General features: G+C 72.8%; 24 protein-coding genes, 1 tRNA gene and 1 pseudogene. 15 read left to right on the forward strand and 11 right to left on the reverse strand.

The genetic code is table 11. The features are described 5' to 3' along the window. Positions 1 to 20 precede the first annotated feature (20 nt). Both ABS735_RS22035 and ABS735_RS22040 read right to left on the reverse strand, forming a co-directional pair. On the reverse strand, positions 21 to 1,508 hold the full coding sequence (locus tag ABS735_RS22035) for an MFS transporter (RefSeq protein ID WP_373900866.1): 1,488 nt from the start codon (positions 1,506 to 1,508) through the stop codon (positions 21 to 23). A gap of 254 nt (positions 1,509 to 1,762) precedes the next feature. Beyond that, a tRNA-Pro gene (locus ABS735_RS22040) sits at positions 1,763 to 1,836 on the reverse strand. 100 nt (positions 1,837 to 1,936) lie between these two features. Here ABS735_RS22040 and ABS735_RS22045 point away from each other — a divergent pair. The 3 genes from ABS735_RS22045 to ABS735_RS22055 all read left to right on the forward strand — a co-directional run bounded on the left by ABS735_RS22045 (position 1,937) and on the right by ABS735_RS22055 (position 5,521). Then, positions 1,937 to 2,476, forward strand: a complete 540-nt coding sequence (locus ABS735_RS22045) for a DUF309 domain-containing protein (RefSeq protein ID WP_373900865.1) — start codon at positions 1,937 to 1,939, stop codon at positions 2,474 to 2,476. A gap of 65 nt (positions 2,477 to 2,541) precedes the next feature. Next, positions 2,542 to 3,315, forward strand: coding sequence for a precorrin-6A synthase (deacetylating) (gene cobF, locus ABS735_RS22050; RefSeq protein ID WP_373900864.1), 774 nt, complete (start codon positions 2,542 to 2,544; stop codon positions 3,313 to 3,315). Positions 3,316 to 3,400: 85 nt separating this feature from the next. Then, a complete protein-coding gene (locus tag ABS735_RS22055; protein ID WP_373900862.1) occupies positions 3,401 to 5,521 on the forward strand; it encodes an MDR family MFS transporter in 2,121 nt (706 codons plus the stop codon). On the opposite strand, the gene ABS735_RS22060 is transcribed toward ABS735_RS22055, so the two are convergent. The 3 genes from ABS735_RS22060 to ABS735_RS22070 all read right to left on the reverse strand — a co-directional run bounded on the left by ABS735_RS22060 (position 5,448) and on the right by ABS735_RS22070 (position 9,077). Next, entirely contained in the window at positions 5,448 to 6,221 is a 774-nt protein-coding gene (locus tag ABS735_RS22060; RefSeq protein ID WP_373900861.1) for a sulfite exporter TauE/SafE family protein, read from the reverse strand. The genes ABS735_RS22055 and ABS735_RS22060 overlap by 74 nt on opposite strands. Before the next feature lie 62 nt (positions 6,222 to 6,283). After that, entirely contained in the window at positions 6,284 to 7,825 is a 1,542-nt protein-coding gene (locus ABS735_RS22065) for a long-chain-fatty-acid--CoA ligase (RefSeq protein WP_373900860.1), read from the reverse strand. Between the two features lie 64 nt (positions 7,826 to 7,889). Further along, positions 7,890 to 9,077, reverse strand: coding sequence for a thiolase family protein (locus ABS735_RS22070; RefSeq protein ID WP_373900859.1), 1,188 nt, complete (start codon positions 9,075 to 9,077; stop codon positions 7,890 to 7,892). 179 nt (positions 9,078 to 9,256) lie between these two features. On the opposite strand from ABS735_RS22070, the gene ABS735_RS22075 reads away from it, so the two are divergent. The 8 genes from ABS735_RS22075 (at position 9,257) to ABS735_RS22110 (ending at position 15,635) form a co-directional block, all read left to right on the forward strand. Further along, complete coding sequence (locus ABS735_RS22075; RefSeq protein ID WP_373900858.1) at positions 9,257 to 10,066, forward strand: alpha/beta hydrolase; 810 nt, start codon at positions 9,257 to 9,259, stop codon at positions 10,064 to 10,066. Positions 10,067 to 10,135: 69 nt separating this feature from the next. Then, positions 10,136 to 10,456, forward strand: coding sequence for a WhiB family transcriptional regulator (locus tag ABS735_RS22080; protein WP_373900857.1), 321 nt, complete (start codon positions 10,136 to 10,138; stop codon positions 10,454 to 10,456). After that, a complete protein-coding gene (locus ABS735_RS22085) occupies positions 10,402 to 10,734 on the forward strand; it encodes a DUF3140 domain-containing protein (protein WP_373900856.1) in 333 nt (110 codons plus the stop codon). The genes ABS735_RS22080 and ABS735_RS22085 overlap by 55 nt, the downstream gene beginning before the upstream one ends. A 2-nt stretch (positions 10,735 to 10,736) precedes the next feature. After that, positions 10,737 to 11,387: an HhH-GDP family DNA glycosylase gene (locus ABS735_RS22090; protein WP_373900855.1), complete on the forward strand. Its 651-nt coding sequence runs from the start codon at positions 10,737 to 10,739 to the stop codon at positions 11,385 to 11,387. A gap of 105 nt (positions 11,388 to 11,492) precedes the next feature. Continuing rightward, complete coding sequence (locus tag ABS735_RS22095) at positions 11,493 to 12,362, forward strand: hypothetical protein (RefSeq protein ID WP_373900854.1); 870 nt, start codon at positions 11,493 to 11,495, stop codon at positions 12,360 to 12,362. Positions 12,363 to 12,476: 114 nt separating this feature from the next. Then, positions 12,477 to 13,877 (forward strand): type I glutamate--ammonia ligase, encoded by a 1,401-nt coding sequence (locus tag ABS735_RS22100; protein ID WP_373900853.1) that lies wholly within the window; start codon positions 12,477 to 12,479, stop codon positions 13,875 to 13,877. A gap of 1 nt (position 13,878) precedes the next feature. Next, a complete protein-coding gene (locus ABS735_RS22105; protein WP_373900852.1) occupies positions 13,879 to 15,027 on the forward strand; it encodes an amidohydrolase family protein in 1,149 nt (382 codons plus the stop codon). Between the two features lie 80 nt (positions 15,028 to 15,107). Further along, entirely contained in the window at positions 15,108 to 15,635 is a 528-nt protein-coding gene (locus ABS735_RS22110; protein ID WP_373901277.1) for an NUDIX hydrolase family protein, read from the forward strand. A gap of 30 nt (positions 15,636 to 15,665) precedes the next feature. Here the strand turns inward: ABS735_RS22110 and mnhG are convergent, their stop codons facing one another. Genes mnhG through ABS735_RS22140 form a run of 6 tightly spaced genes read right to left on the reverse strand, consistent with a single transcriptional unit; the run spans position 15,666 to position 22,299 of the window. Beyond that, complete coding sequence (gene mnhG, locus ABS735_RS22115; protein WP_373900851.1) at positions 15,666 to 16,037, reverse strand: monovalent cation/H(+) antiporter subunit G; 372 nt, start codon at positions 16,035 to 16,037, stop codon at positions 15,666 to 15,668. Then, on the reverse strand, positions 16,034 to 16,321 hold the full coding sequence (locus tag ABS735_RS22120) for an MrpF/PhaF family protein (protein ID WP_373901276.1): 288 nt from the start codon (positions 16,319 to 16,321) through the stop codon (positions 16,034 to 16,036). The genes mnhG and ABS735_RS22120 overlap by 4 nt, the downstream gene beginning before the upstream one ends. Before the next feature lie 26 nt (positions 16,322 to 16,347). Next, positions 16,348 to 16,947, reverse strand: coding sequence for a Na+/H+ antiporter subunit E (locus ABS735_RS22125; RefSeq protein WP_373900850.1), 600 nt, complete (start codon positions 16,945 to 16,947; stop codon positions 16,348 to 16,350). Beyond that, positions 16,944 to 18,638, reverse strand: a complete 1,695-nt coding sequence (locus tag ABS735_RS22130; protein ID WP_373900849.1) for a Na+/H+ antiporter subunit D — start codon at positions 18,636 to 18,638, stop codon at positions 16,944 to 16,946. The genes ABS735_RS22125 and ABS735_RS22130 overlap by 4 nt, the downstream gene beginning before the upstream one ends. Continuing rightward, positions 18,635 to 19,399, reverse strand: coding sequence for a Na(+)/H(+) antiporter subunit C (locus ABS735_RS22135; RefSeq protein WP_373900848.1), 765 nt, complete (start codon positions 19,397 to 19,399; stop codon positions 18,635 to 18,637). Before ABS735_RS22135 ends, ABS735_RS22130 begins: the two co-directional genes overlap by 4 nt. Continuing rightward, positions 19,396 to 22,299: a Na+/H+ antiporter subunit A gene (locus ABS735_RS22140; RefSeq protein ID WP_373900847.1), complete on the reverse strand. Its 2,904-nt coding sequence runs from the start codon at positions 22,297 to 22,299 to the stop codon at positions 19,396 to 19,398. Before ABS735_RS22140 ends, ABS735_RS22135 begins: the two co-directional genes overlap by 4 nt. A 325-nt stretch (positions 22,300 to 22,624) precedes the next feature. On the opposite strand from ABS735_RS22140, the gene ABS735_RS22145 reads away from it, so the two are divergent. The 4 genes and pseudogenes from ABS735_RS22145 to ABS735_RS22160 all read left to right on the forward strand — a co-directional run bounded on the left by ABS735_RS22145 (position 22,625) and on the right by ABS735_RS22160 (position 25,355). Continuing rightward, complete coding sequence (locus ABS735_RS22145) at positions 22,625 to 23,089, forward strand: HIT family protein (protein ID WP_373900846.1); 465 nt, start codon at positions 22,625 to 22,627, stop codon at positions 23,087 to 23,089. Next, positions 23,086 to 23,358: pseudogene (locus ABS735_RS22150) on the forward strand (helix-turn-helix domain-containing protein); the annotation flags it as partial. The gene ABS735_RS22145 and the pseudogene ABS735_RS22150, both read left to right, overlap by 4 nt. Before the next feature lie 87 nt (positions 23,359 to 23,445). Beyond that, positions 23,446 to 24,483, forward strand: coding sequence for a transcriptional regulator (locus ABS735_RS22155; protein ID WP_476755895.1), 1,038 nt, complete (start codon positions 23,446 to 23,448; stop codon positions 24,481 to 24,483). Between the two features lie 260 nt (positions 24,484 to 24,743). Further along, positions 24,744 to 25,355: a toll/interleukin-1 receptor domain-containing protein gene (locus tag ABS735_RS22160; RefSeq protein WP_373900845.1), complete on the forward strand. Its 612-nt coding sequence runs from the start codon at positions 24,744 to 24,746 to the stop codon at positions 25,353 to 25,355.

A 25,355-nucleotide genomic window follows, 5' to 3' on the forward strand; every position in this document is an offset into this window, starting at 1 on the left:
CACAAGGACGGTCCCGCCGGTCACGAACTCACGGACTCCACCGGCGCCTTCGCGGGGGCGGCGGTGCCGGACCGGTAGACCAGCGCCGTGCAGACCGCGCCCAGTCCGAAGATGCCCGCTCCCCACCAGAACGCGGTCGTGAAGCTGTGCAACTGTGCCTGCGCCTGGACCAGTCTGCTCGGGGTCCTGCCCTCCAGGTAGGAGCTCGCCGCGCTGGTGGCGATGGTGTTCAGCAGGGCCGTACCGATGGACCCGCCGATCTGCTGCATCGTGTTGGTCGCGGCCGACGCGGCACCGGCGTCGTCGCGGCCCACCCCCGCCGTGGCCGTGCCCAGGGCGGGCGGCACGACATGACCGAGACCGAGGCCCACCACCAGCAGCGGCGGCAGGACGTGCGTGTTGTAGGAGGTGTCGAGGCCGATGTTCGTCAGCCAGGTCATGCCGACCGCCGCCAGCACCATGCCCGTGGGGACGGCGACGCGCACGCCCAGTTTCGGGACGGTGAGGTTGGTGGCGATCTGCGCGGAGACGACGAGCGCGACGATCATCGGCAGGAACGCGATACCGGTGCCGACCGGCGTGTAGCTGAGCGACACCTGCAGGTAGTAGGTGAGGAAGAGGAAGATGCCGAACATGCCGGAAGCCGCGACGAGGATGGCGGAGAAGGAGGCCGCCCGGTCACGGTCGCGCAGGATGCGCAGCGGCAGCAGCGGGTTGGCCGCGCGGGACTGCCAGGCCGCGAACGCGGCGACCAGCACGGCTCCCAGGGCCAGGAAGCCCCACGTCATGGCCGAGGACCAGCCGTGCGACTCGGCGTTGCCCAGTCCGTAGACGACACCGAAGAGACCGGCGGAGACCAGCAGGGTGCCCGGGAGGTCGAGGCGGGCCCGGCCGGCCCGTCGGCCGCCCTCCAGCAGGAGCCCACCGCCGACGAGGGCGAGGACGGCGAAGACGAGGTTGACGTAGAGGGTCCAGCGCCAGCTCAGGTGTTCGGTGAGGACACCGCCGAGCAGCAGGCCGATGGCGCCGCCCGTGCCCGCGATGGCTCCGAAGATCCCGAGTGCCCTGGCGCGTCCCTTGCCCTCGGGGAAGGTGAGGTTCAGCAGGGAGAGGGCCGCGGGTGCCAGGACGGCTCCGAACACGCCCTGGAGCGCACGGCCGCAGATCAGCAGGGTGAAGCTGTCGGCGGCGCCGGCGAGGGCGGACGAGAGGGCGAAACCCACGGCGCCGACGAGGAAGACGACCTTGTGGCCGAACAGGTCGGCCAGGCGTCCGCCGATGAGCAGCAGGCTGCCGAACGCCAGCGAGTAGGCGGTCACCACCCACTGCCGGTCCGCGTCGGAGAAACCGAGGTCGCGCTGCGCCGAGGGGAGCGCGATGTTCACGATCGTGGCATCCAGGACCACCATCAGCTGGGCGACGGCGATGACGGCGAGGATCCACCAGCGGCGGGAGTCGCGCCCGTCCTCCGGTGCGGCCGACTCGGGATGTGGCGTGTCGATGGACATGGGTGAGGCGCTCCTGCGCGGATGGGGGATCTGCGAGTACGACAAGGGTGCGGGCCGTGATCAGCCCGCCAGACTGCGTTCATCACATGATGAATTTAATTCTGCGGTTGATGAAATGCGCTGTCAACCCGCGCCAGGAGATACCCGATGTCCGCACGCGGCCGCCGGCTCGCGGGAGGCGATCGTCCCCAGGAATGACCAAGGGCCGGTTTCGGATGCCTCCGAAACCGGCCCTGATCTGCGACTCGTACGAGTCGGGACGACAGGATTTGAACCTGCGACCCCTTGACCCCCAGTCAAGTGCGCTACCAAGCTGCGCCACGTCCCGCTGTCGTCACGCGCGGTGAACCGCGCGATCACGCGGACAGCACTTTACCCCACGGACCGGGCCATGCCTAAGCGGGCACGGGCGAGGGACAATCGGTGCCATGGACAGCCCTGCCGACAGCCCCGTGGACAGCACAGCCTCCGACCGTCCGGTGGACGGTCGGGACCGCGACGACGAGGGGCGGGCGCGCAACGCCCGGCCGCGGGACGGGCTCGGACGCCCGCTGCCGTACGGCACGGACGGCGTGCCCCGCCAGCCCGAGGGCGTCGTACGGGCCCCTCGGGAGACGGTCGCCGAGGCGCAGGGGCTGCTGGACGACGGGAAGCCGTTCCACGCGCACGAGGTCTTCGAGGACGCCTGGAAGTCGGGGCCCGAGGAGGAGCGCGAGCTGTGGCGGGGAATGGCCCAACTGGCCGTCGGGCTCACACACTCCGCGCGCGGCAATGTCACCGGCGGGGCGAGGCTGCTGCGGCGCGGGGCGGAGGCCGTCACCCGGTGGGCGGCGTCGGGGGCCGGGCGGGAGCGGCCGTACGGGATGGACCTCGGCGCGGTCGCCGGGTGGGCCCGGGAGCTGGCGGGCGAGGTGGAGGGCGGCGTGTCCGTGGACGCGGCGGCGCGGGCGCCTCGGCTGCGGGGCTGAAGGACGGAGGGGCGGCCTGACGCCCCGGTCCGGGCGTTGCCGGTGCCGTACGGCAGACTCGTGGCGTGCGGACAATTCATGTGATCGGTATCGGCGCGGGCGACCCCGACCAGCTGACGCTCCAGGCGGTCAAGGCGCTGCGGAGCACGGACGTGTTCTTCGTCCTGGACAAGGGCGAGGCCAAGGCCGATCTGGTGCGGCTGCGCCGGGACATGCTGGAGACGCACGTACCGGAGGGGACGTACCGGGTCGTCGAGGCGCGCGACCCCGAGCGGGACCGGAGGGCGGGCGGCGCGGCGTACTCCCCCGCCGTCGGGGACTGGCGCAGTGCCCGCGCGGGGATCTACGAGCGGCTGATCGCCGAGGAGCTGGGCGAGGACGGGAGCGGCGCGTTCCTGGTGTGGGGCGACCCGGCGCTGTACGACAGCACGCTGGGCATCCTGGAGGAGATCCTGGAGCGCGGCGCAGTGGCGTTCGAGTACGACGTCGTCCCCGGCATCAGCAGCGTCTCCTCGCTGGTCGCCCGGCACCGGACCGGGCTGAACCGGGTGGCGCGCCCGGTGCAGATCACCACCGGGCGGCGGCTCGCCGAGGGCTTTCCCGAGGACGCGGACGACATCGTGGTGATGCTGGACGCCCACCAGACCTTCCGGCAGTACGCGGACCAGGACATCGACATCTACTGGGGTGCCTACCTGGGCACCCCGGACGAGATCCTCGACTCCGGCCCGATCGCCCAGGCCGCGCCCCGCATCGAGCGGCTGCGTGCCGAGGCGCGGGAGCGCAAGGGCTGGATCATGGACACCTATCTGCTGCGGCGCAACCCGCGGGACCGGTAGGACGGGGCCCGGGGCCGTCGGCGGACGGCACCCGGGCGGACCGCCACCGCATGCGTGGCCCGTGCACCGGTGTGATCGTGACCGTGTGACAGTCGCCGAGGAATCGCCGCGGACCGCCGCCACCCAGCCGCCCGTGCTGGACCGGCGACGCCGCAACGTCGTCTTCGTCACGATCATGCTCGGCATGCTGCTCGCGGCGCTGGACCAGACGATCGTGGGCACCGCGCTGCCCACGATCGTGTCGGACCTGGGCGGCGCCGCGCACATGTCGTGGGTGGTGACCTCGTACCTGCTCGCGGAGACCGTGGCGACGGTCCTGGTCGGCAAGTTCGGCGACCTGTTCGGCCGCAAGGTGGTCTTCCAGGTGTCCGCGGTCGTGTTCATCACCGGCTCATTCCTGTGCGGGCTGGCGACGAACATGCCACTGCTGATCATCTGGCGGGCGGTGCAGGGCATCGGCGCGGGCGGCCTGATGGTGACGGCGATGGCGCTGATCGCGGACGTCATCCCGCTGCGGGAGCGGGGCAAGTACCAGGGCGCGATCGGCGCGGTCTTCGGGGTGGCGACGGTCATCGGGCCGCTGCTGGGCGGGCTGTTCACCGACCATCTCTCCTGGCGCTGGGCGTTCTACGTCAACGTCCCCATCGCGATCGTCGTCGTGATCGCCGCCGCCCGCACCATCCCGGTGGTGAAGTCCGCCGCCCGTCCCGTCATCGACTACTTGGGCATCGCGCTGGTCGCGGTCGGTGCCAGCGCGCTGATCCTGGCGACGAGCTGGGGCGGCAACCAGTACGCGTGGGGCTCGACCGTGATCATCGGCCTGTTCGCGGGCGGGCTGATCGCGCTCGGCCTGTTCTGCTGGGTGGAGACCCGGGCGGCCGAACCGATGCTGCCGATGCGGCTGTTCTCCAACCCGGTGTTCACGGTCTGCTCGATCCTCAGCTTCATCGTCGGCTTCGCGATGCTGGGGGCGCTGACGTACCTGCCGACGTACCTGCAGTACGTCGACGGGGATTCGGCCACGGTCTCCGGGGTGCGGACGCTGCCGATGGTGGCGGGGCTGCTGATCGCCTCGGTGTTCAGCGGCAACGTGGTCAGCAAGACGGGTCGTTACCGGCTGTTCCCCATCGTGGGCACGCTGGTGATGGGCGTCGGCCTGTACCTGATGTCGCTGATGGGTCCGGACACGGGCGCCGGCCTCGAGTCGCTGTACATGTTCGTCCTCGGCACGGGCATCGGGCTGTCCATGCAGGTGCTGACCATCGCGGTGCAGAACACCGTCGACTACGCCGACCTGGGCACCGCGACCTCCGGCGTCACCTTCTTCCGTACGCTGGGCAGTTCCTTCGGCACCGCCGTGTTCGGCACGATCTACGCCAACGCACTCGGCCCCAACCTGCGCGACGGCGTCGCGGCGGCGGCCCGCACCGGGGCCGCCGACCCCTCGGTGATCGCCCGGGCGTCGACCAGTCCGGAGGGCGTGCACGGGCTGCCGCCCCGGGCGTCGGCGCCCATCGTCGGCGCGTACGTGGACACCATCCAGACCGTGTTCCTGTGGACGGTGCCGGTCGCGGTCCTGGGCTTCCTGGTGGCGCTGTTCCTCAAGCAGGTCCAGTTGCGCGACAGCGCCCGCGCGGGCTCCACGGACATGGGCGAGGGCTTCGCCTCACCGCACGACGCCAACAGCAGGCGGGCGTTGGAGGCATCCGTCGGGAAGATCATCGGCGGTACGGAGCTGGACACCGCGCGCCGGATCGTCGCGGACAGCGACACCCGGCTGGATGTCGCCGGTGCCTGGGCGGTGATGCAGGTGGACCTGTTCACGCGGCTGGTCGGGCACGCCAGCCTCGGCCTGATCGCCGCCCGCCGCCGGCTCCCGCCGGAGGTGCTGCTGCCGGTCTTCGACCGGATGGTGGAGGAGGGGTTCCTGACCCGCCACGGCTCCCTGCTCTCCCACACCGAGGCGGGCGCCCGCGAGGCGCTGGTGATCGGCCGGGCGTGGGCGGCCTGGCTGGAGGACCGGGTGGAGCGGGACATCGGGCGCCCCACGGACACGGAGCTGCGCGCCGCCGTCGACGCCATCGCCAAGCGCCTGCTGGTGGAGGACCTCAGCAGCGGGCTCCCGCAGCGGGTCAGGCAAGCAGGAGCTGCAGACCGCCCACAACCGTCGCCGCGATCACCAGACGCTCGAACAGGCGTTGGTTGATCCGGTTCACGGCCCATTTGCCGAGGAACGCGCCGGGCACCACGAAGACGACCAGCGCCGCGTCGAGCAGCAGCGAGCGGCCGTCGATCAGGCCGAGGCCCGCGCTGAAGGGCAGCTTGGAGACGTTGACGATCAGGAAGAAGAACGCCGACGTACCCAGGAAGCCGAGTTTCCTGAACCCCGCGGAGAGCAGGTACATCGACATCACCGGGCCGCCCGCGTTGGCGACCATCGTGGTGAACCCGCCCAGTACGCCGTACGAGCGGGCCTTCACGCGGCCGGTGCGCGAGGTGACCTCGTCCGGCTGCTCGGTGGCGTCGGCCTGCCGTCGGCGCCACACCGTCACCCCGGCCATGAACAGCAGGATCACGCCGATCGACGTGCGCACGACGGCGTCGTCGGCCCACACCAGGAACAGGGTGCCGACGACCACGCCCACCCCGACCGCCGGGAACAGCCGCCACAGGGTGGGCCAGTGCGCGTGGCGCCGGTAGGTGAGGACGGCGAGGATGTCACCGGCGATCAGGACGGGGAGCAGGATGCCGGTGGAGGCGCGGGCCGGCAGGACCGCCGCGAAGATCGCGAGGCTGACCGTGTTGGCCCCGCTCACCGCGGTCTTGGAGAAGCCGACGAGCAGGGCCGCGAAGGCGAGGGCGGCGAATTCCCAGCCGGTGAGGTGCCAGAGCGTCATGGTGTCCATTGCGGGGACCGATGCTATGCGCACCCACCCGGTACCGTAAGCACCGTCTCGCCCATTGATCCTTAGCGGCCGGCTGATCCGCCGCGGTCGGCGTAGCGCGCCCGCAGCTCCCGCTTCAGCACCTTCATGCTCGGCCCGAGCGGAAGCTCGTCCGCGAACTCCACCCGGCGCGGGTACTTGTGCCGCCCGAGGTGCTGCTTGGACCACTCGGTGACCTTGCCGGCGTCCGGCGTCGCCCCGGGCTCGGCGCCGGGGGCGCGCACGACCACCGCGCAGACCTCCTCGCCGTGCAGCTCGTCCGGAAGTCCGATGACGGCGACCTGGGCGATGCCGGGGTGGCGCATCAGCACCTCCTCGACCTCCCGCGGATAGACGTTGTAGCCGCCCCGGATGATGACGTCCTTCTTCCGGTCGACGATCCTGAGGAACCCGTCCTCGTCCTTGGTGCCCAGGTCCCCGGTGCGGAACCAGCCGTCGACCAGCGCCTCGGCGGTGGCCTCGGGGCGGCCGAGGTAGCCGGAGAAGACGTTGTGGCCGCGTACGACGACCTCGCCGAGCTCGCCGGCCGGCAGCAGCTCCACGGCGTCCTCGACCTCCGCGCGGGCGATCTCCACGTCCACGCCCCACAGCGGGTGGCCGATGGTGCCGGGCCTGGCGCCGAACACCGGCTGGTTCACGGCGGCCGCCGGAGAGGTCTCCGACAGCCCGTACCCCTCGTAGATCTTCGCCCCGAAGGCCTCCTCGAACCGTTCGAGCACGGCCACCGGCAGCGAGGCGCCGCCGGAGATGCACACCCGCAGCTCCGGCAGGGCCTCGGCACCGGCCGCCGCGGCGGCGAGGGCGACGAACATGGTCGGCACCCCGTGGAAGGTGTTGACGCCCTCCTTCACCATCAGCTCGATCGCGCGTGCCGCGTCGAAGCGCGGCAGCAGGACGAGGGTGGCGCCCGCCCGCCAGGTGGAGTTCAGGGAGACGGTCTGGCCGAAGGCGTGGAAGAGGGGCAGTGCGCCGAGCGCCACGTCATCGGGCCGGATGTCGTTGGCGTCGAAGGCGTTGACCGTCGCGTTCATCACCAGGTTGAAGTGGCTGAGCACGGCGCCCTTGGGGACGCCGGTCGTGCCGCTGGTGTAGAAGACGACGGCGGGGTCGTCGGCGTTCCGGGTGACGTACGAGGGCAGGGGCTCGGCGTCGGCGGCGAGCTTGCCGAACTCCTCGCCGAGCGTGATCATCCGTACGCCCGTCGCCCGCGCGGCGGCGGCCCCGGTCTCCGCCTGCGCCGGGTGGCACAGCAGCAGGGTGGCGCCGCTGTCGCGCAGGACGTGCTCGACCTCGGCCGCCGACAGCAGCAGGTGCACCGGTACGACGACGGCGCCGGCCGCGGCGACGGCGTAGTAGGCCTGCGGGAAGTCGGCGGTGTTCGGTGCCATCAGCGCCACCCGGTCCCCCGGCCGGACGTCCAGGCCGACGAGGGCACCGGCCTGGGCGCGGGCCCGCCGCCACACCTCGGCGAAGGTCAGCCGCAGGTCGCCTTCGACCAGCGCCTCCTTGTCGGGACGGCGCCGGGCGTTCTCGGCGAGGATTGCGGCGACGGAGAGGGTTGCCATGGGGTGTTGCTCCGTTTCCTTGCTGCGGCTCTGCAGAGGGGGTGGTTCTACGGCTGGTGCGGTCCTAGTGGCGTTCGACGAGCACCGCGCTGCCCTGCCCCACGCCCACGCACATCGTGGCCAGCCCTCGGCCGGCCCCCGTGCGGCGCATGCGGTGGAGCAGGGTGGTGAGGATGCGGGCGCCGGAGCAGCCGAGCGGGTGGCCCAGCGCGATGGCGCCGCCGGTGGGGTTGACGAGGCCGGGGTCGATGCCCAGCTGGTCGACGCAGGCGAGGGCCTGAGCGGCGAACGCCTCGTTGAACTCGGCCTCCGCGAGGTCGTCGACGCTCCAGCCGGCCCGGGCGAGGACCTTGCGGGTGGCGGGGACCGGGCCGATGCCCATGACGTCCGGGTGGACGCCGGCCGAGCCGCCCGCGACGTAGCGGCCCAGCGACTCCAGACCGAGGTCGTTGAGGGTTTCCTCGCTGACCAGGAGGAGACCAGCGGCGCCGTCGTTCATCGGGGAGGCGTTGCCCGCGGTGACCGTGCCACCGGGGCGGAAGACGGGCTTGAGGCGGCCCAGCTTCTCCAGGGAGGTGTCCTCGCGGACGCACTCGTCGGTGTCGACGACCATGCCGTCGGGACGCTCGACGGGGAGGATCTCGTCGTGGAAGTGGCCGCGTCTGCGGGCCTCGGCGGCCAGGCGGTGGCTGCGCAGGGCGAACTCGTCCTGGCGCTCGCGCGGGACGCCGTACCGCTCGGCGACCTCCTCGGCCGTCTCCCCCATGGCCAGCAGGCCGTGCAGGTCCTTCATCGCCGGGTTCACCAGGCGCCAGCCGAGCCGGGTGTCGGCGGTCTCGATGCGGTGCGGCAGCGCCTCGTCGGGCCGGGGCAGCACGAAGGGGGCCCGGCTCATGGACTCGGAGCCGCCCGCGAGCACGACGTCGGCCTCGCCGGCGGCGATGGTGCGGGCGGCGGTGGTGACGGCCTCGAGGCCGGAGGCGCACAGCCGGTTCACGGTGGCGCCGGGCACGGTCTCGGGCAGGCCCGCGAGCAGGGCGGCCATGCGGGCGACGTTGCGGTTGTCCTCGCCGGCCTGGTTGGCGGCGCCCCAGTACACGTCGTCGATACGGGCCGGGTCCAGCGCGGGCACGTCGGCGACCAGGCCCCGGATCACCGCGGCGGCGAGGTCGTCGGGTCGCACGGTGGACAGCGCGCCGCGCAGCTTGCCGATCGGGGTGCGGCGGGCGGCCGCGAAGTGGACGGGACGCACGGGGGGACTCCTGACCGTCGTCGCGCGGTCACCGGACGGCGCACCGCCGCCGCGTCGACCACCGCGAACCTTGATGAGCACTACCCTTAATTAGCACTGCTAGTTTTGGACTATAGACCGCCGGACCGCGTCCTGGGAAGATCCTCCGGACGACCGTCACCGACGCAGCCGGAGGAGTCATGGCCGAGGCCCGCGAGCACGCCCTGAACGGAACGCGGGGACGGATCACCGTCCGCGAGTGGTCCGCGGGGCGCCCCCGCTACGTCGCGCTGCTGGTCCACGGATACGGCGAGCACTCCGGCCGCTACGAAGAGGTGGCCGGCGTCCTCACCGGCCACGGCGCGGCCGTCTACGCCCCGGACCACACCGGGCACGGGCGCTCGGACGGCGAGCGGGTGATGATCGAGGACTTCGAGGACGTGGTCACCGACGTGCACGCCGTGGCGGACCTCGCCCGCGCCGCCCACCCGGGCCTGCCGGTCGTCATGGTCGGACACTCCATGGGCGGCCTCATCGCCTCCCGCTACGCCCAGCGCCACCCCGGCGAGCTGACGGCGCTGGTGCTGTCGGGACCCGTCATCGGCGACTGGGAGCTGCCGCGCCGGCTGCTGGCCATGGAGGAGATCCCCGACACCCCGATCAGCCCGGCCTCGCTCTCCCGCGACCCTGCCGTGGGGGCGGCGTACGCGGCGGACCCGCTGGTCTGGCACGGGCCGATGAAGCGGCCGACCCTGGAGGCGTTCGTGCGGACGCTGGAGACCGTGGCCAAGGGGGGTGACGTCGGCCGGCTGCCGCTGCTGTGGGTGCACGGGGACGACGACCGGCTGGTGCCGCTGCCCGGCAGCCGCGTCGGCGTCGAACCGCTGAGCGGCGGAGACCTCACCGAGCGGATCTACCCGGGCGCCCGGCACGAGCTCTTCAACGAGACCAACCGGGACGCGGTGTTCGCGGACGTCACCCGCTTCCTGGACGGCGTGCTCGCCCGCTGACCCGGCGGGTCGTCCGCGTCGGAGTCCGCCGGGCGTTTGCCCCCACGCCCCATGGGCACCCGCGCCCGCATGGAGTGGTTGCGCCGCGCCGCCTGCGTGGATGAGGACCCCGATCTGTTCTTCCCGGTGGGCACCGCCGGGCCCGCCCTGCGGGACACGGCGGCCGCCAAGCGGGTCTGCGCCAGATGTCCGGTGACCCCCGAGTGCCTGGCCTTCGCCCTGGAGTCGGGGCAGACGTCGGGCGTGTGGGGCGGCACCGACGAGGCGGAGCGCGACGCGCTGCTCCGGCTGACCACGCAGCACGCACGTACGCACGACGAAATGAGGGACCCCTCATGGCCGACGCCCTCGAACTCGACGCGCTGTGGGAGGACTTCCACCGCGTGGTGAACATGACCTCCGCGGAACTCGCGGACTGGCTCCGGGTGCGCGACTCGGGCGAGTTGACCGAGCCGCTGCCGGACGACGCCGGGTCGCCGCTCGGACAGCACGTCCTCGCGATCCTGCAGAAGCGGCGCACCGACCTGACGGAGGACGACCTGCGCGCGATGCGCAAGGTCGTGGACACCGTCACCTCGCAGACCGACCTGGAGAACGAGCCCGAGGCCGACGACACCGGCCTGCGGCACCGGCTCATGACGGTCGGTCACGACCCGCTGAAGCCGTAGCCGTGAGCCGCGACCAACAGCGGATCGTGCGCGAACTCGTCGGCGCACACGGGCAGACGTACGCGGACGAGGCCGGCATCCGGCTGAAGGACACCCCGCAGCCGCTGTACCGGCTGCTGGTCCTCGCACACCTGCTCAGTGCCCGCATCAGCGCTTCCATCGCGGTCGCCGCCGCCCGCGCCCTGAGCGAGGCGGGGCTGCGCGACCCGCGTCGCATGGCCGACGCCGCCTGGCAGGAGCGGGTGGACGCGCTCGGCCGGGGCGGCTACCGGCGCTACGACGAGCGCACCGCCACCCAGCTCGGCGAGGCCGCCGAACTGCTGACCGAGCGGTGGGGCGGCGACCTGCGCAAGCTGCGCGACGAGGCGGACGGCGACGTGTCACAAGTGCGGCGGCTGCTGCAGGAGTTCCCCGGGGTGGGTCCCACCGGCGCGGACATCTTCCTGCGGGAGGCCCAGCAGGTCTGGCCGGAGGCGGCCCCGTACCTGGACCGCAAGGCCCTCCAGGGCGCGGAGCGCCTCGGTCTGCCCGGAGACCCGGACCGGCTCCTCGCCCTGGCCGGGAAGGCGGAACCGGCCGTCCTCGCGGCCGCGCTGGTACGCGCGGCGGTGGACAAGGAAGTGGCCGAGGACACCCTCCATCACGCGGCCTGACCGAGCGGCCGGGTGCCCCTCACCCGAACAGCCCCCTGCGCTGGTGCGCGCCCGGCCCCGGTGATGCGCTGAGGACACCTTTCCCGTCCCAGGAGGCATCCCGCGATGAGCCGTCGTCCGTCCCACCCCGTCCGTCTCCTGGCCTCCGCCCTGGCGGCGGGCGCGCTGCTGACCACAGCGGCCTGCTCGGACGGCGGGGGCTCGGACAGCGCTTCGGACACCGCCGCCGAACAGGCCGGGGTCGCGAAGCAGAACGCGGCGAAGCAGACCCCGAGCGGCTCCCCCACGACCTCTCCGACCGGCTCGCCCAGCGCCTCCCCCGGCACCCTCACCGAGTCCGGCGCCAAGGCCGCCCTGCTCACCGAGGCCGACCTGGAGGGCGACTGGAACCAGGTCCAGGACGCGGACAAGTGGCGCGACCGGCTGCTCGTCGGCAAGGTCGACGTGGCCGGCTTCCTCACCGCGAAGGCCGACGCGGCGGACTGCCGGCAGCTGCTCGACGGGCTCTACCGCGACAACCTGCTGGGCGAGCCGTCGGGACCGTCGGCGCTCACCGGCTTCGAGCAGGGCGACTCCCGCCTCCTGGAGCAGGTCGCCGGTTACGACCGCGCCGGTCTCGACGACCGCCTGAAGTGGATGGGCTCCCTGCCGCAGAAGTGCGACGAGTTCACCGCGACCGACTCCGGCGGCGCCGAGCGCACCGTCCAGGTGACCGAGGCCTCGGTGCCCGACGTCGGCGACGCCCGCGAGGGCCTGCGCGTGACCGTGCAGGGCGACGCCGACGGCACCCCGGTCACGCTCACCCTGGACATCGCCGCCGTACGCGTCGGCACCTCCGCGCTCACCGTCACGGGCGGCGGCCTGGACGGCGGCCAGACCTCCTCGGTCGAGCAGGGCGTGCGCCAGGGCACCGAGCGCCTGAAGACCGTCCTGGCCGGCGGGACCCCGTCGCCGCAGCCCACCGACCTGGACTGACTCCCGGGCGGCTCCCACCGCGTCGTGCGCACATCCGGCGAAACCCGGACAGCGTGATCACCGGACGGCACAATGGTCCGCGACGGACGGCGCACCGCGCGAAGGAGCCGAGACGTGTGTGAGAGCGACCCCGTGCCCGGCGGGCGGCCCGGTGAGGTGGAACGGGCCACCGCGCTGAGCGGCGAGCTGAACGGGCAGGGCGTGCACGGCGTCGTGCTGGCCTACGTCGACACGGCCGGGATCGCCCGGGTGAAGACGGTGCCCACCGCGAAGCTCACCTCCGCCGTGGCCTGGGGCGTCGGCATGTCCCCGGTGTTCGACACCTTCCTCGCCGACGACTCGATCGTCACCACGGACGTCCTCGGCTCCCCCGACGGCGACCTGCGCCTCTACCCCGACCTCGACCGCCTGACCGTGCTGGCGGCGCAGCCCGGCTGGGCGTGGGCCCCGGTCGACCGGATCACGCAGGAGGGCGCACCGCATCCGGCGTGCGGGCGCACCGTCCTGCGCCGGACCGTGGCCGAGGCCGCCGAGCGGCACGGCATCGCGTTCAGGGCCGCCGTCGAGATCGAGTGGGTCGTGGGCCGGGGCGACGCGGACGACGACGCGTTCGTCCCGGCGGTGTCCGGACCGGCGTACGGGGCCACCCGGCAGGTCGAGCTGAGCGACTGCGCCGCCGACCTGCTGGCCGCTCTCGCGGCGCAGGGCGTGGACGTGGAGCAGTTCCATCCCGAGTACGCGGCGGGGCAGTTCGAGATCTCGGTGGGCGCGCTCGACCCGGTGGCGGCGGCCGACCACAGCGTGCTGGTGCGGCAGACGATCCGGGCGGTGGCCCGGCGGCACGGGCTGCGCGTCTCCTTCGCCCCGGCGGTCCTCGGGCAGGGCGTCGGCAACGGCGGGCACCTCCACCTCTCCGCCTGGCGCGGCGGGACGAACCTGCACGCGGGCGGCGCGGGCCGGTACGGCATGACCGCCGAGGCCGAGTCCTTCGTGGCCGGAGTCCTCGGCCACCTCCCGGCGCTCACGGCGATGACCGCGCCGAGCCCGGCCAGCCGTCTGCGGCTGCGCCCCTCGCAGTGGGCGGGGGTGTTCACCGCCTGGGGCCGGGAGACCCGCGAGGCCGCGCTGCGGATCGTCACCGGCACCGCCGGGGTCCGCGACCGCGCCGCGAACCTGGAGGTCAAGCCGGTCGACCTCGCCGCCAACCCCTACATCGCCCTCGCCTCGGTGATCGCCGCCGGACTGGACGGGCTGGCCTCGTCCGCGCCGCTGCCCGAGGAGATCACCGGCGACCCGGCCCGGCTGGACCCCACCGAGGCGGCGGCCCGGGGCGTGCGGCGGCTGCCGGTCACGCTCGCGGAGTCGGTGGCGGCGTTCCGCGCGGACGACGTGCTCAGGACCGCGCTGGGACCGGTGCTGGCCGACGCGGTGATCGCCGTACGGCTGGGCGAGGCCGGGGCGGTCGAGGGGCTGGACGACGACGGCGTGGCGGCGGCCTACCGCTGGACGTACTGAGATGGCCGCCGGGCCCGTGCACGAGCGGCTCGCCGCGCTGGAGCTGGTGGACCACCACTGCCACGGCGCCGTCACCGACGACCTGGACCGCGCGGGCTTCGAGTCCCTGCTCACCGAGGGCGAGGCGTGGCCCGGCGTCTCCCCCTTCGACAGCCCCGTCGGCCTCGCCGTACGCCGGCACTGCGCACCGCTGCTGGACCTGCCGCGCCACGCCCCCGCCGACGCCTACCTGGCCCGACGGTCGGAGCTGGGCGCCGCCGAGGTCAACCGGCGGTTCCTGCGGGCCGCGGGCACCGGCGTGTTCTGTGTGGACACGGGGTACGCCCCGCACCCCGTGACGGGTCCGGCCGAACTGGCCGCGACGGCGGGCGCGACGGCGTACGAGGTGGTCCGGCTGGAGGGCGTCGCGGAGGCGGTGGCGGCGGGCGGTGTCGAACCGGACGCGTACGCGCGGGCGTTCCGTACGGCCGCGTGGGAGGCGGTACGGCGGCCGGGTGTGGTGGGCGTCAAGTCGGTCGCGGCCTACCGCACCGGCTTCGGCCTGGACCCGGCCCGCCCCTCGCCGGCCGAGGTCACCCAGGCCGCCGGGCGCTGGCTCGCGCGCGGCGGCGGCCGGCTCGACGACCCGGTGCTCGTGCGGGACCTGCTGTGGACCGCCGTGGACCTCGGGCGGCCGCTGCAACTGCACACGGGGTTCGGGGACAGCGACATCCGCATGCACCGCGTGGACCCCGCCCTGCTGACCGACTGGCTGCACCTGACCGCCGGCACGATCCCGGTCCTGCTGCTGCACTGCTGGCCCTACCAGCGCCAGGCGGCCTATCTGTCGGCCGTCTTCGAGGGGGTGTACCTCGACGTGGGGCTCACCCTGCACCACGTCGGCCCCGCACGGGCGGGCGCGGTCCTCGCGGAGGCGCTGGAGATCACCCCGTTCCGCAAGCTGCTGTACAGCTCCGACGCCTACGGGGTGGCCGAGTTCCACCACCTGGGGGCGCTGGCCTTCCGCCAAGGGCTGGCCGGGCTGTTGCAGGAGCGGCTGGACGCCGACGAACTGTCCCTGCCGGACGCGCTGCGCCTCGCCCGGTGGGCCGGGCGGGACAACGCCCGCCGGGTCTACCGGCTGCCCGGCGGCCCGAGCGACGACGGCTGAGCGGCGTGGGACGGGTCACAGTCCCGGAGCGCCGCCCGGGACTCACGAACGGCTGAAAGTATGATCAAGCGATGTCTGACATGACCGAGACCACGCCGGGCTGGCTGACGACGGACGAGCTGGAGATGGCACGCGCCCGCATGCCGATCCTGTACGTCGAGGCCGTGCCCGTACGTGTGGACGACAGCGGCGAAGTCACCAGCGTCGGCCTGCTCCTGCGCATCGGGCCCGACGGGACGGTCAGCCGGACGCTGGTCTCCGGCCGGGTGCTGCACCACGAGCGGGTCAGGGACGCCCTGCTGCGCCACCTGGAGAAGGACCTGGGTCCGGTGGCGCTGCCCCGGGTGCCGTCCTCGCTCCAGCCGTTCACGGTGGCCGAGTACTTCCCGACGCACGGTGTCACGCCGTACCACGACCCGCGCCAGCACGCGGTCTCGCTCGCCTACGTCGTGCCGGTGACCGGCGACTGCCGGCCGCGCCAGGACGCCCTCGACCTGGTCTGGTTCGATCCGCGCGAGGCCCTGTCCGAGGCGGTGCAGAGCGAGATGCCGGGCGGGCACGGGGTGCTGCTGAAGCAGGCGCTGGCGCACGTGGGCTGCGTGGTCTGACCACCCGGTGACCGCCGGGCCCGTTGGGAGCTACCGCTGGTCACCGGTTTCGTCCTCGTCGCTCAGCTGGGGGTCCAGGTCGTCCCGGAGCAGGCCCCGGGATCCCGTCTGGCCGGTGCGGTAGGCGGAGCGGGCCACCAGGTGGGAGGCGACCGGGCTGGTGAGGAACTGGAAGAAGACGATGAGCGCGAGGGTGCCCACGTCGGTGCCGTGGCGCAGGCGCAGTCCCACCCCGGCGAGGACGAGGAGCATCCCGAGCGTCTGCGGTTTGGTCGCCGCGTGGCTGCGGGACAGCACGTCGGGGAAGCGGAGCATGCCGATCACACCGAGCAGGCACTGCAGGCAGCCGAGGAGCAGGAGGAGGGTCCCGGCCAGGTCGGCGGCCTCGGCCCAGGCGTTCACCGGTGGTCCTGCCTGCCGTCCGGCCGTACGGAGGGCCGGTCGCGTACGGCGATGAAGCGGGCGATGCCCACCGAACCGCTGAAACCGAGGAAGGCGAGCACCAGCATCACGGGGAAGTAGAAGGAGTCGCGGTCGTGGGCGGCCTTGACGCCGATGCCGGCGATGATGAGCGCCGCGGCCACGTCCAGGGCCACGGCGCGGTCCAGCATCGAGGGACCGTACCAGATCCGGTACAGCAGCAGGGCGCCGGCGAGGAGGATCATCGCGAGCGCGGCGACGAGCATGGCGTCTTCGACGGCGTGCAGGGTGGTCACGACGAGGGGTCACCTTCCGGTACGGGACGGGCGGCGTCGGCGATGTCCTCGGCGGTGCCGAAGGCGCGGGCGACGAGTTCCTCCATGCGCCACACCTGCCGCTGGGCGCCCTCGATCTCGCCGGGGTTGGCCGCGTCGAGGACGTGCAGGAACAGGGTGGCCGTCGACCGGCGCACCTCGATCACGGAGCCGCCGGGGACGTTGGAGACGGCGACCGCGGTGGCCGTGAGCATGAGGTCGCTGCGCACCCGCAGCGGAACGGCCACGACCGCGGCGTGGTAGGGGCCCTTGGCGAAGATCTGCCGGGTGACCTCGACGCTGGAGGAGAACATGTCGTACAGCAGGTAGGCGGCCAGGCGCAGGATGCCCAGGGGGCGCAGCCTGAGGCCGATGTCCACGGCGGGCAGCGGGAAGGCCAGGCACAGGCAGACCGCGACGAGGACGCCGTTGACGAGGTTGGCCCAGGACGGGGTGCCCCACAGCAGGATCCAGATGACCGTGAGCCAGCCGACGAGCGGCAGGTCGAGCACGCGTCGGCCGCGGCCCACGCGGAAGGACCAGCTGTAGGGCGAACGGTCGCGGAAGAGGTTGCTCACCGGCCGAGCACCGCCTCGATGTAGGGGGTGCGGGCGAGGAGTTCGGTGGCGGCGGCCTGGGTGAAGGTGGTCAGGGGGCCGCCGAGCACGGTGTACGACAGGCCGAGGGCGACGGCGGCACCGGTGGCCGCCAGCATGGGCCAGGGCAGCCGTTTGGTGGTGGTGATGGACTGCCCCAGGAAGCCCGCGGCGACCACGGCGCCCGCGGGCACCGGCAGGTCGCTCCCGTCACCGGTCGGCGGGCCGGAGCCCGGCGCCTTTCCGGAGCCGGCCTGCCCGCCGGAGCCGGTCGCCCTCCCCTCCTCCTCGTCGTCGTCCGAGTCGTCGTCCTCGGCGGACTCCAGCACCACGCCCTCCTCCTCGGCCCCGGGTGGCGCGTCGCGCCAGAACGCGAGGTTCCAGACCTTCGCCATGACGTAGAGGGTGAGCAGGCTGGTGGCGGCGGATCCGGCGACGAGGGCCCAGGCCCAGCCGCCGCCGGCGTCGATACCGGCCCGCATCAGGCCGAGCTTGCCGATGAACCCGGACAGCGGCGGGATGCCCGCGAGGTTCATGGCGGGGACGAAGAACAGCACGGCGAGCAGCGGAGCCGCCTTGGCCAGGCCGCCGAGGCGGGTGAGTTCCGTGGTGCCGTCGCGCCGCTCGATGAGCCCGGCGACGAGGAACAGGGTGGTCTGCACGGTGATGTGGTGGGCCACGTACACGATCGCCCCGCTGATCGAGCCCCGTCCGGCGAGCGCGATGCCGAAGACCATGTAGCCGATGTGGCTGATGAGGGTGAAGGACAGCACCCGTTTCAGGTCGGTCTGGGCGACGGCGCCGAGGATGCCGACGACCATGGAGGCGAGCGCGGCGAGCATCAGCAGGTCGCCGAGGCGGTGGCCGGGGAAGAGCAGGGTCTGGGTGCGCAGCATCGAGTACACGCCGACCTTGGTCAGCAGTCCGGCGAAGACCGCGGTGACCGGTGCGGGCGCGGTCGGGTAGGAGTCGGGCAGCCAGGCCGCCAGTGGGAACACCGCCGCCTTGATCGCGAAGACCGTCAGCAGCATGGCCTCCAGCAGGGTGCGCACCCCGAGCGGCACCTCCTGCAGCCGCTGGGCGAGCTGGGCGAAGTTGACGGTCCCGGCGACCGCGTAGGTCATGGCGATGGCGACCAGGAAGAGCACGGAGGAGAACAGCGAGATGATCACGTACGTCGACCCGGCCCGGATCCGGGTCGCGGTGCCGCCGATGGTGAGCAGGACGAAGCTCGCGACGAGCATGATCTCGAAGCCGACGTAGAGGTTGACGAGGTCCCCGGCGAGGAAGGTGCAGGAGACTCCCGCCACGAGGATGAGGTAGGCGGGGTGGAAGACGCCGACCGGCGCCTGGTCGTCGCGGTCGGCCATGCCCTGGCCCAGCGAGTACACGAGGACGAGCAGGGTGACGGCGCTGGAGACGGTGAGCATCAGGCCCGCCAGCCGGTCGGCGACGAGGGTGATGCCGACCGGTGGTGCGAAGTCGCCGAGGTGCACGCTGAGCGGGCCGTGGCGGTCGGCGGCCACCATGAGGAGGACGGAGAGCACCAGGACCGCGGCGAGCACGGCGAGGCTGATGAAGCGCTGGAGCCGGTGGAGCCGGGGCCCGATGGCCAGCTTCAGGCCCGTCACGCACAGGGGCAGCAGGACGGGGAGCGGGACGAGCGCGTTCACCTGGTTCCTTCCGTGCCGGCGCCCTCGGGGTCGTCGGGCTGGTCGGGGGACGGGTGGCCGGAGTCCTCGCCGGGACGGGAATCGGGCTCGCGGCCGGTCTCCTCGGGGTCGTTGGAGGGCCCGGCGATGCGGGCCGGAGCCGGTCCGGGGCGGCCCGCGGCGTCGGTGGAGCCCAGCTCCCGGCCCTCCCGGTAGTCCTCGGGGTCGGCGCCGAGGATGTCGTTCCAGAGGTTGCCGGAGACGTCGTTGGCACGGGCCTGGTAGGCGCGTTCCGCGCGGACCCGCCGGCGCAGCCGCTTGCGGGCCGCGCGATAGCGGGCGCGCTGCTCGGCGTCGGCGCCGCCGTCCCCGGCTCGGGCCTCGCGGTAGCGGTCGCGCAGTTCGCCGCGCCGGTCGAGGAACTCGGCGCGCAGGGCGACCAGCCGGTCCTCGGTGTCGTCGCTGATCTCGTCGGAGCCGGTGACCTGGTGGCTGCGGTAGGCCATGGCGAGCAGGAACGCGGTGGTGGCGAGGGTGATGACGATCGCGGTCAGGGCGATGGCCTGGGGCAGCGGGTCGGTGACGCGGTTGCGGATGATGTGCGGGTAGAGCAGCGGCGCGTCGCCCGCGCTGCCGGTGGCGGCGAGGACCAGCAGGTTGACGCCGTTGCCGAGGACGACGGCGCCGAGCAGGATCCGGGTCAGCGACCGGGTCAGCAGCAGGCTGGCGCCGACGGCGTTGAGGACGGCGGCGGCCACCAGCAGGGAGAGGCTCACGGTCATGCGCGGCCCGCCTCCGGCCGCGGGGCGGCCCGCTCGATCTGGCGGTCGATACGGGCGCCGAGGGCCCGCACGATGTCCTGGACCACGCCGAGCACGAGCAGGTAGACCCCGCAGTCGAAGAGAACGGCGGTGGACAGGTGGGCGTCGCCCCACACGGGCAGGTGGCCGTGCCAGGTCCAGCCGTGCAGCACGGTGCCCTCGCCGAGGCCGCCCAGCGCGACCCCGGTGGACAGGAACAGGCCGAGGCCGGTGAACAGGCCCGGTTTGAAGGGCATGGCGTCGGCGAGTTCGTGCCGCCCGCCGGCCAGGTAGCGGGCGATGAAGGCGACGCCGGCGGTCAGGCCCGCGACGAAGCCGCCGCCCGGCAGGTTCTCCGCGCACAGCAGCAGGTAGACGGAGAGGACGAGGACGGGGTGGAAGATGAGGCGGGCGACCACTTCCAGGACGAGGGATCGGCGTTCGGGGGCGAGGGTGGCGCTGGCGGCGAGCCAGGTCCGCTCCGGCGCGCCCTCGTCGCCGCTGGGCAGGCCCGCCGATTCGTACCGGCTCGCCCGCCAGGCGGTGCGCAGTCCGGCGTGCGGGTGGTCGCCGGGCAGCGGCAGTACGGGCTGCTCGGCTCCGTCGGCACGGCGGTGCAGGTAGATGAGGCTGGTGACACCGATCGCCGCGGCGGCGAGCACCGCGGACTCCCCCATCGTGTCCCAGGCCCGCAGGTCGACGAGGATGGTCGCGACGACGTCCTTCAGCCCGTGGTGCGCGGTCTCCTCGACCATCGCGGCGCCCGCACTGTCCGCCCGGCGGTGCCCCGCCATGATCCAGACGACGACGGCGACGGCGGCGCCGCCCGCGAGCGCCACCGGCATCCGCAGCAGGCGCCGCCACCGGCTGAAGTTCTCCTCGAAGCGCACCGGCATGCGGCGCAGCACCAGCACGAAGACGATCATGGAGACGGTCTCCACGCAGAACTGGGTGAGCGCGAGGTCGGGCGCGCCCTGTGCGACGAAGAGCAGCGCGGTGCCGTATCCGGTGAGGCCGGCGAAGACGACGGCTTTCATCCGGCGCCGCACGCGCAGGCACAGCAGGGCCACGGCACAGGTCAGCAGCGCGACACCGGCCTGGGCGGGGTGGTCCCAGAGCCTCGGGGCGGGGACCCCGGCCCAGGGTTCGTCCGCGACGAGCACGGCGATCTGCCCGGCGAGGACCACGCTCATGGTCGTCACCAGGTACACCGACAGCGATCCGCGCTGCACGAGCCCGGTGCACTGCAGGGCGGTGCGCTCCAGGGCGAGCAGCATCCGTCCGAAGACGAGGTCCGCGGAGCGCCAGGCGAGCCTCTGGCCGGCCCGCAGGACGGGGCTCGCGGCGAGGAACAGCAGGATTCCGCCCGCCCAGGCCGCGCCGGACAGGCCGAGGGCGAGGCCCGCTCCGTGCCACAGTGCCAGGTGGTAGGGGTGAGCGAGTGCGGGGAACTGCCCGGCGTAGGTGCCGAGCAGGTCCTGGAGCCAGGGCACGCCGGGTCCGAGGACGAGGCAGGCCAGGGCGAGCACGGCGGGCGGTGCGAGGAAGGCCGCCGGGACGTGGTGCGCGTCGGTGTCGGGGAGGCCGGGCTTGCGGGCGAAGGCGCCCCACAGGTAGCGCAGGGTGTAGGCGGTGGTCAGGGCTGAGCCGACGACGGCCGCGGCGAGCGCCCAGCGGTCACCCGTGCTCCCGTCCAGGAGCGCCTGGAAGGCGGCCTCCTTGGCGGTGAAGCCGAGCAGGGGCGGTACGGCGGCCATGGACGCTCCGGCGATCACGGCGACGGCGCACACGGCGGGCAGCCGGCGTCCGAGTCCGGAGAGCTTGCGCAGGTCACGGGTGCCGGTGGCGTGGTCGACGATGCCGGTGACCAGGAAGAGCGGCGCCTTGAACAGGGCGTGCCCGAGGATCATGGCGGTGGCGGCGAGGCCGGTGTCGTGGCGGCCCGCGCCGGTGAGGACGGTGAGGAAGCCGAGCTGGCTGACGGTGCCGTACGCGAGGACGAGTTTCAGGTCGTGCAGCCGCAGGGCCCGCCAGGCGCCCAGCAGCATCGTCGCCGAGCCGAGGACGAGCAGGAGCGGGCCCCAGGGTGTGACGTCGGCGAAGGCGGGGGCGAGCCGGGCGATGAGGTAGACCCCCGCCTTGACCATGGCGGCGGCGTGCAGGTAGGCGCTGACCGGGGTGGGGGCGGCCATGGCGTTGGGCAGCCAGAGGCTGAAGGGCCAGATCGCGGACTTGGAGAGGGCGCCGACGAGGATCAGCACGATCGCCGTGGACAGCGCCGCCGACGGGGACGGCGGGTCGGCCAGGATCGCCGAGATGCGGTAGGTGCCCGCCTCGTGGCCCAGGAGCAGGAAGCCGACGAGCATGGTCAGCCCGCCGAGCGCGGTGACCGTCAGGGCCTGCAGGGCGCTGCGCCGGTTGCGCTTGTGGTCGCTGGTCTGCCCGATCAGCAGGTAGGAGAAGACGGTCGTCAGTTCCCAGAAGATGTAGAGCAGGACGAGGTCGTCGGCGAGGACGAGCCCGAGCATCGCCCCGGCGAAGGCGAGGAGGTTCCCGGCGAACCTGCCGAGCTGCCGCGAGCGGTCGTCGAAGTAGGACGCGCAGTAGACCAGGACGAGGGTGCCCACTCCCGCGGCGAGCAGCACCATGAGTTCGGCGAGGGCGTCCAGTCTCAGCACCCAGTCCACGCGGTAGGCCGGCAGCCAGCGCCACTCGGCGGTGTCGGCGCCGCCCGCGGCCGTCGTGGTCCACCGGGTGGCGGCCCAGGCGGTGGCCGCGGCGGGTGGCAGGGCCAGCACGAGGAAGGCACGGGTTCCGCACCATCTCACCAACGGCGCGGCGAACAGCGCGAGCGCGAAGTGGCAGAGGATGAGCACGGACACCCGACAGTGATATATCGGGCATCTCGCCTGGGCGCCCAGGCACGCCGCAGGGAGAACAATCGAGGGCCGTCATCGCCGAGTGCGACCACGGCCGGGGCGCGGCGGACCAGGCCCGCGCCGCACTCCGGCCGTTCCGGGCGTAGCCTCCGGAGCGGGGCGGGCGGGAGGATGCGCGGGGGCGGCGTCTCGCGCGTTCGGTCGCCCATCTGTTCCTGGCGGACGAGTTGCCCGCACGCTCAGCGGCGGCCCCACCTTCTCGATCATCCTGGGAGCGGCTTCCTGTCCTGAGCAGGAGACCTATCCGACTCGAAAGGCAGAACAGTCCATGCACCGTCCGACCAGCGCCGGCCCGAACAACCTGTCGGCACCGGGGCCCGGCGACTGCCCGTTCTGCGCGATCGTGGCAGGACGCGCGTCGGCCACGATCACGCGGAGGTGGCCGGACGCCCTGGCGATCGTGCCGCTGTCCGCGGTGACCGCCGGGCACATGCTGGTGATCCCGAGGGAGCATGTCGCCGATGTGGGTGTCGACCCGGCGGTGTCGGCGGCCACCATGCGCCGCGCTGCGGAACTGGCGGGCGACATGGGAGCGTGCAACATCATCACCTCGCGAGGCGGACTCGCGACCCAGACGGTCTTCCACCTGCATCTGCACGTCCTCCCCCGCCGTCGCCGGGACGGTCTCGAACTGCCCTGGGCGGCTGACAGGAGAGCAGGGAACTGCGCCGCTGCAGAGAACGCTGAGTCACGCGTGATGGCCGGGGGTGATGGTGTTTCAAATGGTCGATGACGGATAAGAAGACGTCAGCACGGGGAGTACCGGCCAGTGGGGGCGGAATTCGAGGTTCCGTGCCGGCAGGGGGACAGTCCGTGGGGCGGGCATTTCCATTCGGATCCGAGTTGCGTCGGCGTCGTGTCGAGGCCGGGCTTTCGCTCGCCGACCTGGCGCAGGACATCAAGTACTCGAAGAGTCATCTGAGCAAGGTCGAGAGAGGACATAAGAACCCCAGTTCTGATTTCGCACGAGCGTGCGACAGAGCTTTACGTGCCGACGGCGAACTCACCGCTCTGGCACCGGAAGAGGACCACCAGGAGATACCCGTTTCCCGGACGCCGACGGAATGGTCCATGCCATGGACCTTGCGCATGTCGGCCGACGAAGGAAACCACTTCGTGGCCTACGACGAAGGCGCGCTGGGAGCGCCCCTGGTCACACCGACGGTCATGTCCTGGCAGACGGCCTCCCTGCCGGCCTCCAGCGGCGGGGCGAGTAGCGCGCTGGCCCCCTTCGCCTCGCTGTTCGCCGAATGCCGCGGCCTCGGACAGACTTTCGGTCCCGGCGTCGTCATCCAGATCCTCATCTCCTCGATGAACGCACTGCGAGGACTCGCCGGACCGGCGGCCGGCGAAACGGACCGGGAAGCGGTCCTTCGTCTGGCCGCACGGTACGCCGAGTACACCGGCTGGATGTCCCAGGAGGCCGGGGACGACCGGGCGTCGCTGTGGTGGACCGACCGTGCCGTCGGCCTGGCGACGGCGGGAGGGGACACGGAGTTCGCCGCCTACACCTTCGTGCGGCGGGCGGACATCGCGCTCTACCGGATGGACGGCCGGTCCACCGTGGAGTACGCGAGGACCGCGGAGGAGCGGTCGAGGACCGCACGCATACGAGGACTCGCCGCCCAGCGCAGGGCCCAGGGGCACGCCCTTCTGGGACAGGACGCCGAGTGCTTCCGGTCGCTGGACCGCGCGGCCGACCTGATGGCCCGAGCCGCCCAGGAGGAGCACGAGGCCGGAGCGGCCGCCGGGGACGAGCCCGTGATCGGCAGCATGCACCTGGCGGGGCTCGCCGACTTCGTCGCCGGCTGGTGCCTCCACGACCTGGGCCGCACCGACGAGGCCGTCGGCCGGCTCTCCGGTGGACTCGACAGGATCCCGGTGCGGGCGCGCAGCGCCAGGGCTCGCTACGCGGCCCGGCTGGCGCTGGCCCTGGCCGAGGCGGGCGACCTGAGGTCCGCCTGCGCCATCGTCGAGGCGGTGACATCGTCGGCGCCCGTGCTCGACTCGGCCACCATCCGGGTCGACCTGCAGAGGCTGGCGCGCAGGCTGAACCGGTGGCCGCGCGACCCCGACGCCAAACTCGCCGCCACTCGCATCGCCGAGGTTCTGCACACCGGGCTGTGAGCCGGGTCCGCGCGACCCGGCGCGGACTGCCCCGGGGCGGCGCGGTGGTGCCCGCGAGCGATCTCGCGGGGAAACCCTCCACTGCCTGCCGCCATGTATTTCCCTGAGTCCTGTGGGGTGTTCCGTTTCCCTCCGGATTGGGTCAGGGAAACGGATTGAACAGATCACGGCCGACTGGAAATCTCGCCAGGGGAAGCCTCTACGGCTGCCCCCGCGGAGCCGGTTCTACCGGCGCACGCCTTCGACTCCGAGGAACGAGAATGACGGGAATCTTCATCAATTACCGAACGGGGGACGGGGAACGCGCCCCGGAGCTCATCGACCGGGAGCTCGTTTCGACCTTCGGAAAGAAGCGGGTATTCCGGGACCGGCGTTCCATCAGGGAAGGGGCGGACTTCCCGGAGAAGCTCCGCCGGGAACTGAACGGTTGCACGGTGCTCCTCGCGGTGATCGGCCGGCGCTGGCTGGACATCCGTGACGCGGAAACAGGCATGCGCCGGATCGACATGCCGAACGACTACGTCCACGACGAGATCAAGACCGCGCTCGACCTCAAGAAGATCGTGATCCCGGTCCTGCTGGACGCCTCGCTCCCCGCCGCCAAGGATCTGCCGCCGGACATCGCGGGGTTGGCGACCCAGCAGGTCGCACACCTGCGGGAGGGCTACTCGCACCACGACCTCGACATCCTCACCAAGAGGCTCCGCCAGCGCGTGCCCGCGAAGACCCGGAAGCGGGGGGACAAGAAGGACCACCGCTCCGGCGACGTCGTGGACCTGAGCAACGCCAAGTTCAAACGCAGCGCGGTCGGCACCAACCCGGTGTACTCCGAAGGAGCTCCACCGCGCCGGCACGGCCGGAAGGGCAGGTGA

The sequence above is a fragment of the Streptomyces sp. MMCC 100 genome (genome assembly GCF_041538145.2).
GTDB lineage: Bacteria > Actinomycetota > Actinomycetes > Streptomycetales > Streptomycetaceae > Streptomyces.

Excerpts from the sequence above, each read along its gene's own strand:
- ABS735_RS22135 (WP_373900848.1), bottom strand. The coding sequence starts at position 19,399 with ATGACCGTGAGCCTCTCCCTGCTGGTGGCCGCCGCCGTCCTCAACGCC.
- ABS735_RS22155 (WP_476755895.1), top strand. The coding sequence starts at position 23,446 with ATGTCGGCCGACGAAGGAAACCACTTCGTGGCCTACGACGAAGGCGCG.
- ABS735_RS22110 (WP_373901277.1), top strand. The coding sequence starts at position 15,108 with ATGACCGAGACCACGCCGGGCTGGCTGACGACGGACGAGCTGGAGATG.
- ABS735_RS22145 (WP_373900846.1), top strand. The coding sequence starts at position 22,625 with ATGCACCGTCCGACCAGCGCCGGCCCGAACAACCTGTCGGCACCGGGG.
- ABS735_RS22060 (WP_373900861.1), bottom strand. The coding sequence starts at position 6,221 with ATGGACACCATGACGCTCTGGCACCTCACCGGCTGGGAATTCGCCGCC.
- ABS735_RS22080 (WP_373900857.1), top strand. The coding sequence starts at position 10,136 with ATGGAGTGGTTGCGCCGCGCCGCCTGCGTGGATGAGGACCCCGATCTG.
- ABS735_RS22095 (WP_373900854.1), top strand. The coding sequence starts at position 11,493 with ATGAGCCGTCGTCCGTCCCACCCCGTCCGTCTCCTGGCCTCCGCCCTG.
- ABS735_RS22160 (WP_373900845.1), top strand. The coding sequence starts at position 24,744 with ATGACGGGAATCTTCATCAATTACCGAACGGGGGACGGGGAACGCGCC.
- ABS735_RS22065 (WP_373900860.1), bottom strand. The coding sequence starts at position 7,825 with ATGGCAACCCTCTCCGTCGCCGCAATCCTCGCCGAGAACGCCCGGCGC.
- ABS735_RS22075 (WP_373900858.1), top strand. The coding sequence starts at position 9,257 with ATGGCCGAGGCCCGCGAGCACGCCCTGAACGGAACGCGGGGACGGATC.
- ABS735_RS22045 (WP_373900865.1), top strand. The coding sequence starts at position 1,937 with ATGGACAGCCCTGCCGACAGCCCCGTGGACAGCACAGCCTCCGACCGT.
- ABS735_RS22120 (WP_373901276.1), bottom strand. The coding sequence starts at position 16,321 with ATGCTCGTCGCCGCGCTCGCGATGATCCTCCTCGCCGGCGCCCTGCTG.
- ABS735_RS22105 (WP_373900852.1), top strand. The coding sequence starts at position 13,879 with ATGGCCGCCGGGCCCGTGCACGAGCGGCTCGCCGCGCTGGAGCTGGTG.
- ABS735_RS22085 (WP_373900856.1), top strand. The coding sequence starts at position 10,402 with ATGGCCGACGCCCTCGAACTCGACGCGCTGTGGGAGGACTTCCACCGC.
- ABS735_RS22035 (WP_373900866.1), bottom strand. The coding sequence starts at position 1,508 with ATGTCCATCGACACGCCACATCCCGAGTCGGCCGCACCGGAGGACGGG.